The 13,599-nt window shown below is 73.4% G+C and carries 13 protein-coding genes; 9 read left to right on the top strand and 4 right to left on the bottom strand.

Annotation, left to right across the window (positions count from 1 at the left end):
- Positions 1-72 precede the first annotated feature (72 nt).
- Positions 73-1,260 carry an NADH-quinone oxidoreductase subunit D gene (locus D7193_RS21170; RefSeq protein WP_174242686.1) on the bottom strand — a complete coding sequence of 396 codons (1,188 nt, stop codon included), beginning with the start codon at positions 1,258-1,260 and terminating at the stop codon, positions 73-75.
- Positions 1,257-2,252 (bottom strand): SAM-dependent methyltransferase, encoded by a 996-nt coding sequence (locus D7193_RS21165; protein WP_120781200.1) that lies wholly within the window; start codon positions 2,250-2,252, stop codon positions 1,257-1,259. The genes D7193_RS21170 and D7193_RS21165 overlap by 4 nt, the downstream gene beginning before the upstream one ends.
- 161 nt (positions 2,253-2,413) lie before the next feature.
- On the opposite strand from D7193_RS21165, the gene D7193_RS21160 reads away from it, so the two are divergent.
- From D7193_RS21160 to nadC, 6 genes are all read left to right on the top strand, one after another.
- A complete protein-coding gene (locus tag D7193_RS21160; protein ID WP_120781199.1) occupies positions 2,414-3,394 on the top strand; it encodes a Rossmann-like and DUF2520 domain-containing protein in 981 nt (326 codons plus the stop codon).
- 61 nt (positions 3,395-3,455) lie between these two features.
- On the top strand, positions 3,456-4,301 hold the full coding sequence (panC, locus tag D7193_RS21155) for a pantoate--beta-alanine ligase (RefSeq protein ID WP_120781198.1): 846 nt from the start codon (positions 3,456-3,458) through the stop codon (positions 4,299-4,301).
- A gap of 36 nt (positions 4,302-4,337) precedes the next feature.
- Positions 4,338-4,760, top strand: coding sequence for an aspartate 1-decarboxylase (gene panD / locus D7193_RS21150; protein ID WP_120781197.1), 423 nt, complete (start codon positions 4,338-4,340; stop codon positions 4,758-4,760).
- 179 nt (positions 4,761-4,939) lie between these two features.
- Complete coding sequence (locus D7193_RS21145; RefSeq protein WP_120781196.1) at positions 4,940-5,833, top strand: septum formation family protein; 894 nt, start codon at positions 4,940-4,942, stop codon at positions 5,831-5,833.
- Between the two features lie 82 nt (positions 5,834-5,915).
- Positions 5,916-7,610, top strand: a complete 1,695-nt coding sequence (locus D7193_RS21140) for an L-aspartate oxidase (protein ID WP_120781195.1) — start codon at positions 5,916-5,918, stop codon at positions 7,608-7,610.
- Positions 7,607-8,503 carry a carboxylating nicotinate-nucleotide diphosphorylase gene (nadC, locus tag D7193_RS21135; protein ID WP_120781194.1) on the top strand — a complete coding sequence of 299 codons (897 nt, stop codon included), beginning with the start codon at positions 7,607-7,609 and terminating at the stop codon, positions 8,501-8,503. The genes D7193_RS21140 and nadC overlap by 4 nt, the downstream gene beginning before the upstream one ends.
- Before the next feature lie 41 nt (positions 8,504-8,544).
- Here nadC and D7193_RS21130 read toward each other — a convergent pair whose 3' ends face one another.
- A complete protein-coding gene (locus tag D7193_RS21130) occupies positions 8,545-9,636 on the bottom strand; it encodes a hypothetical protein (protein WP_147434424.1) in 1,092 nt (363 codons plus the stop codon).
- A gap of 119 nt (positions 9,637-9,755) precedes the next feature.
- Between D7193_RS21130 and D7193_RS21125 the strand changes: the two genes are divergently transcribed.
- Positions 9,756-10,514, top strand: coding sequence for a type III pantothenate kinase (locus D7193_RS21125; protein WP_120781192.1), 759 nt, complete (start codon positions 9,756-9,758; stop codon positions 10,512-10,514).
- A 90-nt stretch (positions 10,515-10,604) separates the two neighbouring features.
- Here D7193_RS21125 and D7193_RS21120 read toward each other — a convergent pair whose 3' ends face one another.
- Complete coding sequence (locus tag D7193_RS21120; RefSeq protein WP_120781191.1) at positions 10,605-11,345, bottom strand: class I SAM-dependent methyltransferase; 741 nt, start codon at positions 11,343-11,345, stop codon at positions 10,605-10,607.
- Between the two features lie 87 nt (positions 11,346-11,432).
- On the opposite strand from D7193_RS21120, the gene lysS reads away from it, so the two are divergent.
- Positions 11,433-12,941 carry a lysine--tRNA ligase gene (gene lysS, locus D7193_RS21115; protein ID WP_120781190.1) on the top strand — a complete coding sequence of 503 codons (1,509 nt, stop codon included), beginning with the start codon at positions 11,433-11,435 and terminating at the stop codon, positions 12,939-12,941.
- A gap of 108 nt (positions 12,942-13,049) precedes the next feature.
- Positions 13,050-13,394 carry an Lsr2 dimerization domain-containing protein gene (locus D7193_RS21110; protein ID WP_174242685.1) on the top strand — a complete coding sequence of 115 codons (345 nt, stop codon included), beginning with the start codon at positions 13,050-13,052 and terminating at the stop codon, positions 13,392-13,394.
- Positions 13,395-13,599 lie beyond the last annotated feature (205 nt).

Here is a 13,599-nt window from a genome sequence, read left to right as displayed (position 1 = left end):
CGGCCGTGTGCCCGCCAGATCAACCAGGGCGCCGACACCCCGAGCCAACACGCCGATCCAGCCTCGCGCCGGCTACTTGTCGATGTCGCCGACCACGAAGAACATCGAGCCGAGGATCGCGATCAGGTCCGGCACCAGGCAGCCCGGGAGCAGGGTGGCGAGGGCCTGCACGTTGGCGTACGAGGCGGTGCGCAGCTTGAGCCGCCACGGCGTCTTCTCGCCCCGTGACACGAGGTAATAGCCGTTGATGCCGAGCGGGTTCTCGGTCCACGCGTAGGTGTGGCCCTCCGGGGCCTTGACCACCTTCGGCAGCCGGGTGTTGACGGGCCCGGTCAGCCGGTCGACCCGGTCGAGACACTGCTCGGCGAGGTCGAGCGAGGCGTACACCTGGTCGAGCAGCACCTCGAACCGGGCGTGACAGTCGCCGCTGGTGCGCGTCACCACCGGAACGTCCAGCTCGTCGTACGCCAGGTAGGGGTCGTCGCGGCGCAGGTCCAGGTCGAGGCCGGAGGCGCGGGCGACCGGCCCGGACGCGCCGAACGCCGCGGCGTCCGCCGCGGAGAGCACGCCGACACCGACCGTACGGGCCAGGAAGATCTCGTTGCGCCGGATCAGGTTGTCCAGGTCGGGCATCCGGCGGCGCACCTCGCCGATGGCGGCCCGGGCCCGGCCGGTCCAGCCGTACGGCACCTCCTCCTTGAGGCCACCCACCCGGTTGAACATGTAGTGGATCCGGCCGCCGGAGACCTCCTCCATCACGGCCTGGAGGGTCTCCCGTTCCCGGAACGCGTAGAACATCGGCGTGATGGCGCCGATCTCCAGCGGGTACGAGCCGAGGAACATCAGGTGGTTGAGCACGCGGTTCAGCTCGGCGAGGGCCATCCGGAGCCAGGTGGCGCGCTCCGGCACCTCGAGACCCATCAGCCGTTCGACGGCGAGCACCACACCCAGCTCGTTCGAGAACGCCGACAGCCAGTCGTGCCGGTTCGCGAGCACGATGATCTGCCGGTAGTCGCGTACCTCGAAGAGCTTCTCCGCACCCCGGTGCATGTAACCGACGACCGGCTCGGCCGAGATCACCCGTTCCCCGTCGAGCACCAGCTTCAGCCGCAGCACACCGTGCGTGGACGGGTGCTGCGGGCCGATGTTGAGCACCATGTCGGTGCCGAGCTGCTCCCCGCCGGTGCCCGCCACCAGGCCGGCCCCGGTGCCGACGGTCAGCTCGCGGAGGTCCCCGGCGTCGGTGGTCATGCCCGTCATCGTGCCACGAGCGGATCGTGCGTGACGGCGACCGGTTGCCGCAGCCACCAGTGGCCGCCGAGCCCGGCCGGGTCGGTCAGTTCGGCCACCGTGGACGCTGCTGCGAGCGCCCGGATGTACGCCGCCGGGTCGCTGGCGGCCAGGGCCAGGGGCGGTCGGCCGCCGTCGGCCCCGAGCGCCCGCAGGGCCTCCCGCTGCGGCCCCAGGGCGTACGCGCACCGGGCGACCCGCTCACCGGCGGAGGCGACCGAGTCCATGGCGACGTGGGCGGTGATGTCGCACGACCCGTCGGGCACCGGCGGCACCTGCCGTCCGCCCCGGTACCCGGTCAGCGTCCCGTCGAAGGGCCGCTCCGGCGCCACGTGCCCGTAGTCGACGGCCAACGCGAGTCCCCGGTCGACGTGGCCCACCGCGTCGGCCCACGCCTCGTCCCGGGGCCGGCCGATCTCGGCCCGCGCCGGCTCGCCGGGCACGGGCCACCAGGTCGCGAGCCATGAGGCGTCCTCGGCGTCGACCGGATCGCCGACGCTCTCCGTACCCGACGCGGGATCGACCAGCAGGTAGCGCCACCCGTCCGCACCGTGCACGGCGACGTCCAGCGGCACGTTGTCCAGCCACTCGGTCGCCACGAGCAGCCCGACGATCCCGTACGGGATCTCGTCGACCCAGTCGATGCCGTCCGGCAGGTCACCGGGGCGCGGGGCCACCTCCACGGCCGTGAGCCGCAGCCGCTCCGCGAGCGCCGGAGCCACGTCCCGGGCCAACGCGCGCAGGAGTTCGCCGCGCCCGGCGCCCACGTCGACCACGTCGAGCCGGTCGGGGTGGCCGAGGGCGGCGTCGACCCGGTCGAGCAGGCGGAGCAGGGCCCGGGCGAAGGTGGGGGACGCGTGCACGGAGGTGCGGAAGTGGCCGGCCGGGCCCGGACCGGACACGAAGAAGCCACCCGGGCCGTAGAGGGCCCCATCCATGGCTTCCCGCCACCGCACCGGCATCAGTTCCGTCCTCGTCCGGGGTCCGTCACCGTGCCGACCCTACGGTCAGCGGTGCCGGCCGGGCGCGGCGGTGAAGGTTTTCACATCCGGGTTTCGATCCCGTTGCCCCGGCGCATACTTGCCATCGACCGGTACCCCTTCTCGAGGACTGGATCGTCGTCATGAGCGCACCGCTGCGCCCGCGACCGGCCGCCCCCGCGCGGGCCGCCGCCACCGCGGGTCCCGCCCGTTCGGGCGTTCCGGCTGCCGTCACTCCCCGTACCCTCACCGTCGGCGTCCTCGGAGCCGGTCGTGTCGGTGCCGTCCTGGGCGCCGCGCTCGCCGCGGCCGGCCACCGTGTGGTGGCCGCCACCGGTGGTTCCGGCGCGAGCCGGGCCCGCCTGGCCCTGCTGCTGCCCTCCGTTCCCCGTCGCTCCGCCACCGCGGTGGCCCGGGCCGCCACCGACCTGCTGCTGATCGCCGTGCCGGACGACGCGCTGGCCGGCGTGGTCAGCGCCCTGGCCGACGCCGGCGCGCTGCGCCCCGGGCAGCTGGTCGCGCACACCTCGGGCGCGCACGGGCTGGCCGTGCTCGACCCGGCCGTCGCGGTCGGCGCCCGACCGCTCGCGCTACACCCCGCGATGACCTTCACCGGGACCCCGGACGACCTCGGCCGGCTCGCCGGCATCTCGTACGGGGTGACCGCTCCCGCCGACCTGCGGCCGCTGGCCGCCCGGCTGGTCGCCGACCTCGGCGGTGTGCCGGAGTGGATCGGGGAGGCCGACCGGCCGCTGTACCACGCGGCGCTGGCGCACGGCGCCAACCACCTGGTGACCCTGGTCAACGAGGCGGCCGACCGGTTGCGTGACGCCGGGGTGAACCAGCCGGAGAAGGTGCTCGCGCCGCTGCTGCGGGCCGCGCTGGAGAACGCGCTGCGCCTCGGCGACGACGCGCTGACCGGCCCGGTGTCCCGCGGTGACGCGGGCACCGTCGAGCGACACCTCGACCGGCTCGCCGCCACCGCGCCCGAGTCGGTCGCGCCGTACCTGGCGTTGGCCCGGCGTACGGCGGACCGCGCCATCGCTGCCGGCCGCCTCCGCCCGGCCGACGCCGCGTCGCTGCTCGGCGTCCTGGCCGGTACGCAGCGGGAAGTTGCCGCGTGACCGGTCCGGGAATGGGTTCGGGCCGGTACGCGCTGACGAGGGATCGGGAGGTGGCCGCGGTATGGAGCTGGTGACGACGCGCGAGGAGCTGGCCACGGCGCGGGCCGCGCTGAGCGGGACGGTCGGCGTGGTCATGACCATGGGCGCGCTGCACGAGGGCCACGAGACGCTGCTGCGGGCGGCCCGCGAGCAGGCCGACCACGTGCTGGTGACGATCTTCGTGAACCCGCTCCAGTTCGGCCCGAACGAGGACTTCGACCGCTACCCGCGTACGCTCGCCGCCGACCTGGAGGTCTGCCGGCGGGCCGGCGCGGACGTGGTCTTCGCGCCGAGCCGGGACGAGATGTACCCGGAGGGTGAGCCGCGCGTGCGGGTCAACCCGGGCCGTCTCGGCGAGGAGCTGGAGGGGCAGAGCCGGCCCGGCTTCTTCCACGGTGTGCTCACCGTGGTGTTGAAACTGTTCCAGCTCACCCGCGCCGACCTGGCCTTCTTCGGCGAGAAGGACTACCAGCAGCTCACCCTGGTCCGGCGGATGGCCCGCGACCTGGACGTTCCGGTCCGGGTGGTCGGCGTCCCGACCGTGCGCGAGCCGGACGGGCTGGCGCTGTCCAGCCGCAACCGGTACCTGTCCGAGCCGGAGCGCGCCGCGGCGCTGGCCCTGTCGGCCGCGCTGCGCGCCGGCGTCGAGGCCGCCGAGCAGGGGCGGGACGCCGCCGGCGTGCTGGCTGCCGCGCACCGGGCGTTCGGCGCCGGCACCCCCGGCGCCCAGCTCGACTACCTGGTGCTGACCGACGCGGATCTCGAGCCGGGGCCGGTCAGCGGGCCCGCCCGGCTGCTCGTGGCCGCCTGGGTCGGGAACACCCGCCTGATCGACAACATGCCGGTCCGCCTCGCCCCCCGCTCCTGAGACGTCTCCCCGCTTTTCCGCGAAAGGTCCACCCCGATGCTGCGAACCATGCTCAAGTCGAAGATCCACCGCGCCACGGTGACCCAGGCCGACCTGCACTACGTCGGCTCGGTCACGGTGGACGAGGACCTGCTCGACGCCGCCGACCTGCTCCCCGGCGAGCAGGTGGCGATCGTGGACATCACGAACGGCGCCCGCCTGGAGACGTACGTGATCCCGGGCGAGCGGGGCAGCGGTGTGATCGGCATCAACGGCGCCGCCGCGCACCTCGTGCACCCCGGCGACCTGGTCATCCTGATCTCGTACGGGCAGATGGACGACGCCGAGGCGCGCGCCTACCGGCCGCGGGTGGTGCACGTGGACGCCGACAACCGGGTGGTCGACCTGACGGCCGACCCGGCGACGGCGGCCCCCGGAACCGCGGGCAACCCCGTCCGGAACCCGTACGCCGCGGTGTAACCCACCCCCCCGTTCCCCGCGATCTTGCACTTTCGGCCCCTGTTCTGAGGCTTTCGTCCCGGTTTGCCGGGGCAGGAACTGCAAGATCGCGGGTGATGGGCGGTCTGTCACCGGATCGTCATTCCTGGTTACCCTTGTCACACCTGCCGGGAGGCGGGCGGTGCCTGGGGGAGGCCGCGATGCGTCGTTCGATGACCGTCCTGCTCGCGGTCGCCACCGCGCTCGTGCTGCTCGCCGGCTGCGGGGCCGGTGACGGCGACGGCGACCTCACCGACGACTGGCCCGCCCTGCCGGCCGCCGGGGCGTTCACCCCGGCGGCCGGGGTGTGCCAGGCCGCCGACTTCCGCGACGTGGCGACCCTCGCCGCGTACCAGCCGATCGACTGCGCCGAGCCGCACCGTGTGGAGACCGTGCACGTGGGCGCCTTTCCCGTGGGGTGGCCGGCCCCGCCGGCCGGTGGCTCCACCGAGCTGCGCGGCGCGTTCGCCGAGTGCGACACGCGGGCCACCGGGTACGTGGGCGACGACTGGCGGGCCGGGCGGTTGCGTCTGTCCGTGGCGCTCCCGTCCGGGCCCGGCTGGGCGGCGGGCTCCCGCTGGTACCGGTGCGACCTGTCCGAGCTGACCACCGTCGAGGCGGCCGCCGCGGTGGTCGTCCGTACGGGCAGCCTGCGCGACGCGCTGAAGGGCCCGTCGCCGCTGCGACTCGGCTGCCAGCAGACCCGGGGCGGCCGGGGCGGCGGCGTGGACGCGCTGGTGCCGGTCGACTGCGGCGTCCGGCACGACGCCGAGTTCGTCGGCGTGTGGCGGGCTCCGGACGGCCCGTACCCGACCCGGCAGGCCGACTGGGCCGCGCTCTACACGGGGTGTCGCAGCGCCCTGGGCCGGTACGTCGGCGTACCGGACGACGGCGACCTGCGTTTCCGCAGCGGCGTGGTGGTACGGCCCCCGGGCGCCGGGCGGTGGCGGGTCGGCGACCGGGGGGTGCGCTGCTACCTGTGGCTCAGCGACCGTACGGTGACCCGCTCGCTCAGGGGCGCCGGCCCGGCCGGCCTGCCCGTCCGTACGAGCTGACCAGCCGGCGGACGAGGTAGCCGAAACCACTCGTCCCGCCCCCGCCGCCTCTCGTGAGCCCGGTTCGGGGTTGACTGTGCTCATGGACCTTCCGACCGTCGACCTGCCGGCCCTGCCGAGGCTGCTGACCGCGCCTGCGCCGGGATGGGTGGAGACGACCGACGTGATCGTGGTCGGCTCGGGCGTGGCCGGGCTCACCGCGGCGTTGCACCTGCGCGAGGCGGGCCTGCACGTCACCGTCGTCACCAAGGTCAACATCGACGACGGCTCGACCCGCTGGGCGCAGGGCGGGATCGCCGCGGTGCTCGACCCGGCCGACACCCCGGCCGCGCACGCCTCGGACACCGAGATCGCCGGGGTGGGGCTCTGCGACCCGGCGGCGGTACGCGTCCTGGTGGAGGAGGGGCCGACCCGGCTGCGCGAGCTGATGCGGATCGGCGCCGAGTTCGACCGGAACCCGGACGGGTCGCTGATGCTCACCCGGGAGGGCGGGCACCGGGCGGACCGGATCGTGCACGCCGGTGGTGACGCCACCGGCGCCGAGGTGCAGCGGGCGCTGCACGCCGCGGTCCGCCGCGACCCGTGGATCCGCCTGGTCGAGCACGCTCTCGTGCTCGACCTGCTGCGCGCCCCCGGCGACGGCCCGGGCGGGCTCGGCCCGGCCTGCGGCATCACCCTGCACGTTCTGGGTGAGGGCAGCGAGGAGGGGGTGGGCGCCATCCTGGGCCGGGCCGTGGTGCTGGCCACCGGCGGGATGGGTCAGATCTTCGCGGCCACCACCAACCCGGCTGTCTCCACGGGCGACGGTGTGGCGCTGGCGCTGCGCGCCGGGGCCGCCGTGACCGACGTCGAGTTCGTCCAGTTCCACCCGACCGCGCTGATCGTGCCGGAGCACGCCCGGACGCCCGGCGCCGGCCGCGCCCAGCAGCCGCTGGTCTCCGAGGCGCTGCGTGGTGAGGGCGCCCACCTGGTGGACGGTGACGGCAAGCGGTTCATGGTGGGTCAGCACGAACTCGCCGAACTCGCCCCCCGCGACGTGGTCGCCAAGGGCATCCACCGGGTGCTGCTCGCCACCGGCGAGGACCACGTCTTCCTCGACGCCCGCCACCTCGGTGGCGACTTCCTGGCCCGGCGGTTCCCGACCATCGTGGCGTCCTGCCTGGCCATCGGGGTCGATCCGGCCACCGACCTGATCCCGGTGGCCCCGGCCGCCCACTACGCCTCCGGCGGCGTCCGTACGGACCTGCGGGGCCGTACGTCGATCCCCGGCCTGTACGCCTGCGGTGAGGTCGCCTGCACGGGCGTGCACGGCGCGAACCGGCTGGCCAGCAACTCGCTCCTGGAGGGGCTGGTCTTCTCCCGCCGGATCGCCGAGGACATCGCGGCCGGGCTGCCCGAGCAGGCGCGCCCAGCCGAGACCGGCGCCTGGGTGGGTGGCGAGGGTTGGCTGGTGCCGGCGGATGGCACGCCGGCGCTGCAACGGGCGATGACCCGCGGCGCCGGGGTGCTCCGCTCGGCGGAGACGCTCGCCGCCACGGCCGGTGTGCTCACCGACGTCGGCACGGGCCGGGGGCGCCCGCGGATGGCCGACTGGGAGGCCACGAACCTGATCACCGTGGCGTCGACGCTGGTCGCGGCCGCGTACGCCCGGCAGGAGACGCGTGGCTGTCACTGGCGGGAGGACCACCCGACGGCGGACGACCGGTGGCTGGGGCACCTGGTCGAGGCGATCGGCACACAGGGGCGATTGACACAGCAGTGGGAGGACGCGCGATGAGGGAGTCGACGGAGCAGGAGCTGCGGGCCGCGGGCCTGGACCCGACCGAGGTGGGCCGGGTGGTCACCAACGCCCTCGCCGAGGACCTGGGGCCGGACTTCGTCGACATCACGAGCGTCGCGACGATCCCGGCCGACCAGACCGACACCGCCGACCTGGTCGCCCGGGCCGACGGCGTGGTCGCCGGGCTGGCCGTGGCCGCCGCGGTCTTCGAGCTGGTCGGCGAGGTGACCGGCGACGACGGTACGGTCGCGGTGTCGCTGGTGGCGCGCGACGGCCAGCGGGTGGCCCGCGGCGACGTGCTGGCCACGGTGACCGGGCCCACCCGGCTGCTGCTCACCGCCGAGCGCACCGCGCTCAACCTGCTCTGCCGGATGTCCGGGGTGGCCACGCACACGCGGGCCTGGGCGGACGCGCTCGCCGGCACGAAGGCCACCGTGCTCGACACCCGGAAGACCACGCCCGGCCTGCGTGCCCTGGAGAAGTACGCGGTGCGCGCCGGGGGCGGCACCAACAAGCGGCTGGGCCTCTACGACGTCGCGATGATCAAGGACAACCACAAGCTCGCCTCCGGCGGCATCACGCCGGCCTACCGGCGGGTGCGGGCGGCGTTCCCCGACGTGCCGGTGCAGGTCGAGGTGACCACCGTGGCCGAGGCCGTGGAGGCCGTGGAGGCGGGAGCGGACTTTCTGCTCTGCGACAACATGACCCCGGAGGAACTGGCCGAGGTGGTGAGCGCCGTGGGTGACCGGGCCGAGCTGGAGGCGACCGGGGGACTGACCCTGGCGGTGGCCGCCCGGTACGCGGCGACCGGCGTCGACTTCCTGTCGGTGGGCGCGTTGACCCACTCCTCGCCCATCCTGGACATTGCGCTGGACCTGCGTACCGACTGACCGGGGCCGCCGGGGCACGCGGTGCGCGGCCCCGGCGGCGTTCAGACCGTGGTGAGCGAGGTGCTCGCCAGGTTGAAGATCACCCGGTTCTCGGTGTCCTGCCGGCTGTCCAGGCCGTACTTGGCCCGGAAGAGTTCGAGCACCCGGTTGTAGACCTCCGGGGCCAGCTCGTCCGCCTCGCCGAGCGAGAAGACCTCGCCGGCCGTCTCCGGCCGGTCCAGGACGACGGTGAGGCCGGCGAGGCCGTGCCGTGCCACGTTGCGCACCAGGTCGGCGCCCGCGATGTACCAGTCGCCGTCGGAGCGCACGTAGAGCGCCTCGCAGGTCTCCAGGTCGCGGCCACCCTGGCGCAGGCAGAGCCGCAGGCTGAGACACGCCTCCAGGTCCTGCAGGGGCGCGGTGTCCCACAGCTCGTCGAACCGGTCGTCGACGAACTCGCCGAGCGGCGTCGAGACGTACGCCTCGATCTGCTGCGTGTCGAACGTGCTGCCGCGCACGGGGAAGAACGAGATGAAGGCCTTGCTGTCCCAGCGGTACATCTGCACCGAGGGGGCGGCGCTGTAGACGCGCACCTGGAGGCGCGCCCGGGACGACTCGGACAGCTCCTCGTGGAGGCGGGCCAGGTGCCAGAGGTTGCCGAGGATCGCCACCGAGGCGTCCCGGCGGCGCAGCTCCTCGCCGCGCAGCCGGACGGCTGGCGAGTCCGGGTCGAGCAGCAGCACCTTGACCGTGGCGCCGTTGAGCAGCGCGGACCGCAGGGCGGCGACGAAGCGGCGGGCGTACGGGCCCTCCAGCATGCTGGTCCAGGTCTCCAGGATGGCCACGAGTTCGCGGGAGCGTGCGACCCGTTCGATCAGCGCGTCGCGGTCGAGCCGGGGGTGCTCGATGATGCTCGCCGTCTGGAGTTCGCGGAACAGCGGGTTGAGCACGACGTACGTCAGCAGGGTCATGATCAGCGCGGCGCCGATGTTGAGGTACAGCTCGCCGGAGAAGCTGTCGGCCGCCCGGCGGGACTCCTGCCACGCCTGCACGGTCATCCAGATGGCGCCGCCGGCCAGGACGGCCAGCACGAGCACGTGCCGCCGACGCCGGCGCAGCGTGTTGCGCCCGCGCGCCCACCACATCCCCGACATGTCCGCTCCCCGTCCGGCCGCGCCGCGGATCGACCCATGTTCATGCCGCGATGGGAACCAGGATACGGGCGTACGGCCGGTCCGCGCCCGCCCGTACGGCCGTTGTCTAGGCTGCCTGCGTGCTGCTCTGCATCGACATCGGAAACACCAACACCGTGCTGGCGACCTTCGACGGCGACAAGCTGGTGCATTCCTGGCGGATCAAGACCGACGCCCGGTCGACCGCCGACGAACTGGGCCTGATGTTCCGCGGCCTGCTCGCCGGGGACGCCGTCGAGATCACCGGAGTGGCCGCCTGTTCCACCGTGCCGGCGGCGCTGCGCTCGCTGCGCACCATGCTCGCCCGCTACTACGGCGACCTGCCCAGCGTGATCGTCGAGCCGGGGGTCCGGACCGGGGTGCAGCTCGCGATCGACAACCCCAAGGAGGTCGGCGCCGACCGGGTGGTCAACACCCTCGCGGCGTACACCCTCTACGGCGGCCCGTCGATCGTGGTCGACTTCGGTACCACCACCAACTTCGACGTCATCAGCGAGCGGGGCGAGTTCCTCGGCGGGGCCTTCGCCCCGGGGATCGAGATCTCCTTCGACGCCCTCGCCGCCCGCGCGGCGCAGCTGCGCAAGGTCGAGGCGACCCGGCCGCGGTCGGTGATCGGCAAGAACACCGTCGAGTGCCTCCAGGCCGGCCTGTACTTCGGCTTCGCCGGGCAGGTCGACCGGATCGTCGAGCGGATGACCGAGGAACTGGGCGAGGTGCGGGCGGTGATCGCCACCGGCGGCCTCGCCTCGCTGGTGCTCAACGAGTGCCGGACCATCACCCACCACGAACCGATGATCACCCTGATCGGCCTGCGGATGGTCTACGAGCGCAACGTCTGACGCCGGCCGGTCGCAGCGGGCCCGGCGGTTGCCGGCCCGGCCGCGAGGCGGTTCCCCGGCCGTCGCCGGGCGCGGGCGTCGCGGTGGCGGTCAGCGCCGCCGGGACCGCAGCACCACCGTGTGGTACGGCAGCTCGACCGTCTCCCGGCCGGCGAGCTGCGGATGGGTGGCGAGCAGCTCCCGCAGCTCCCGGTCGACGCGCTCCCGGTCCTCGACCGGCGCCGTGAGCCAGTACGAGCGGGTGTGCACGAGCCCCAGCAACTCGTCCGGCGTGAGCGTGGTGGCGTGCGTGAACTCGCCCACCTCGACCGGTTCGAAGGCCGGGCCGAAGTCGGCGTACCGGTCGACCACGTTCCCGGCGTTGTCGCCGAGGTGGGCGATCCGGCTCATCTCCGCCACCCAGTCGACCCGCTCGTCCCGGGTGTTCCAGACGGGGGCGAAGGTGCCGCCGGGCCGCAGCACCCGGGCGATCTCGGCGTGCGCCGGCTCCCGGTCGAACCAGTGGTACGCCTGACCGACCAGCACCGCGTCCGCCTCGCCGTCGGGGAGCGGCAGGCCCTCGGCGCTGCCGGCGAGGGCGGTGGTCCCCGGCGTGGCGGCGTCCAGTTGGGCCCGCATGCCCGGGTCGGGCTCCACCGGCACCACGTCGTGACCGAGGGCGAGCAGGCCGCGGGTCAGCTTGCCGGTGCCGGCGCCGAGGTCGACGACCCGGGCGGGCACGGTCAGGCCGTCGAGTGCCCAGCGCAGCGCGGCTTCCGGATACCGGGGCCGGAACCGGTCGTAATCGGCCGCCGCAACGCCGAAGGACAGCGCATGAGTGTGATCAACCATGGCGGGCAGGTTATCCCGTAACGGTCACCCGGGGGCTTGAGTACGCTCGGGCGTGACCCCCCGTATCTCGTGACGAGGAAGCATGCCGTGACCGAGCAGAACACCCTGCCAGTGGACCCCGCCGACGACCTTCCGGAGCAGATGAAGGTCCGCCGGGAGAAGCGGGACCGGATGCTCGCCGACGGCATCGAGCCCTACCCGGTCGGTTACCCCCGGACGGCCACCCTCGCCGAGGTGCGCGCGCGCTACGCCGACCTGCCGACCGACACCGCCACCGGCGACCGTGTGTCGGTCACCGGTCGGGTGATCTTCGTACGGAACACCGGCAAGCTGTGCTTCGCGACCCTGCGGGACGGCGACGGCACCGAACTCCAGGCGATGCTCTCGCTCGACCGGGTCGGTCCGCAGCGGCTGGAGGACTGGAAGCGGCTCGTGGACCTCGGTGACCACGTGGGCGTCACCGGTGAGGTGATCACCAGCCGGCGGGGCGAGCTGTCCGTCCTGGCCGACGAGTGGGCGGTCACCGCGAAGGCGCTGCGTCCGCTGCCGGTGGCGCACAAGCCGCTGTCCGAGGAGGCGCGCGTCCGGCAGCGTTACGTCGACCTGATCGTCCGCCCGCAGGCGCGGGAGATGGTCCGCACCCGGGCGACGACCATGCGCAGCCTCCGCGATTCCCTGCACGAGCAGGGTTTCATCGAGGTCGAGACCCCGATGCTCCAGCTCCTGCACGGTGGGGCGGCGGCCCGCCCATTCGTGACCCACAGCAATGCGTTGAGCACTGATCTGTATCTTCGAATCGCGCCGGAACTGTTTCTGAAGCGCGCGGTGGTCGGCGGTGTCGACCGGGTCTTCGAGATCAACCGCAACTTCCGTAATGAGGGCGTCGACTCGTCGCACTCACCGGAGTTCGCGATGCTGGAGGCCTACCAGGCGTACGGCGACTACGACACGATGGCCGCGCTGACCCGCAATCTCGTGCAACGGGCGGCGACCGCCGTGAGCGGCTCGACGGTGGTCACCCACGCCGATGGCCGGGAGTTCGACCTCGGTGGCGAGTGGCGGTCGGTGACCCTGCTCGGGGTGCTTTCCGAGGCGCTCGGCGAGGAGGTCACGGTCCGCACCGAACGCGCCCGCCTGGTCGAGTACGCCGAGAAGGTGGGATTGGCCGTCGACCCGAAGTGGGGTCCGGGCAAGCTGGCCGAGGAACTGTTCGAGGAACTGGTCGTACCGGGCCTCGATGCGCCCACGTTCGTCCGGGACTACCCGGAGGAGACCAGCCCGCTGACCCGCGCCCACCGCACCGAGCCGGGGCTGGCCGAGAAGTGGGACCTCTACGTGCTCGGCTTCGAATTGGCCACCGCGTACTCGGAGCTGGTCGACCCGGTGGTGCAGCGGGAGCGACTGGTGGCCCAGGCGCAGCTCGCGGCCCGCGGCGACGACGAGGCCATGCGGCTCGACGAGGACTTTCTCCGTGCCATGGAGTACGGAATGCCGCCGGCCGGCGGTATGGGAATGGGAATCGACCGGCTCTTGATGGCGCTGACCGGCCTGGGAATTCGGGAAACGATCCTGTTCCCGTTGGTGCGCCCCGAGTAGTCGGGCCGCCACCGGGTCGTTATACCGCATCCTATTGACGCCGCGCGCGGCGTCCGGGTTATTGTGCTTGGAGTTAGCAGGACACCCTGCTCGAAAGGAATGTGGGACGTGGCCAAGCAGATCATTCACAAGCTGGTCGATGACCTGGACGGCGGGGACGCGGACGAGACGGTCAAGTTCGCGCTGGACGGCGTTCAGTACGAGATCGACCTGTCGAGTGCGAACGCCGAGAAATTGCGTGACGTATTCGCGCCGTACGTCGCGGCCGGCAGCAAGGTCGGCCGGGGCGGCGTGGTGGTCGGTGGCCGCGCCGCGCGGGGCCGGGGTGGTGCGACCGCCGACCGGGAGCAGAACCGGGCGATCCGGGAGTGGGCCAAGAAGGCCGGGAAGGACATCTCCGACCGGGGTCGTATTCCCCAGGAGATCGTCGACGAGTACCACGCGCGCCGCTGATCGAGGCGATCATCGCGGCGACACCGACGCCGGGCCGGAGCACCGCTCCGGGCCGGCGTCGCCGTATGTACGGCCTGGGCGGTACGTCCGGTCCCGGCGTCTGCGGCCGTCGTCGGCGCGGGCGCCGGCTTCCGTCCCGGATGGGCGCGGCCGGACGGGTCGGACGGGCGGCAGGCTTCGGTGCCGGACGGGTCGGACGGGCGGC

The organism is Micromonospora costi, assembly GCF_003626655.1.
GTDB lineage: Bacteria > Actinomycetota > Actinomycetes > Mycobacteriales > Micromonosporaceae > Micromonospora > Micromonospora costi.
This window is presented reverse-complemented; position numbering and strand designations above follow the sequence as displayed.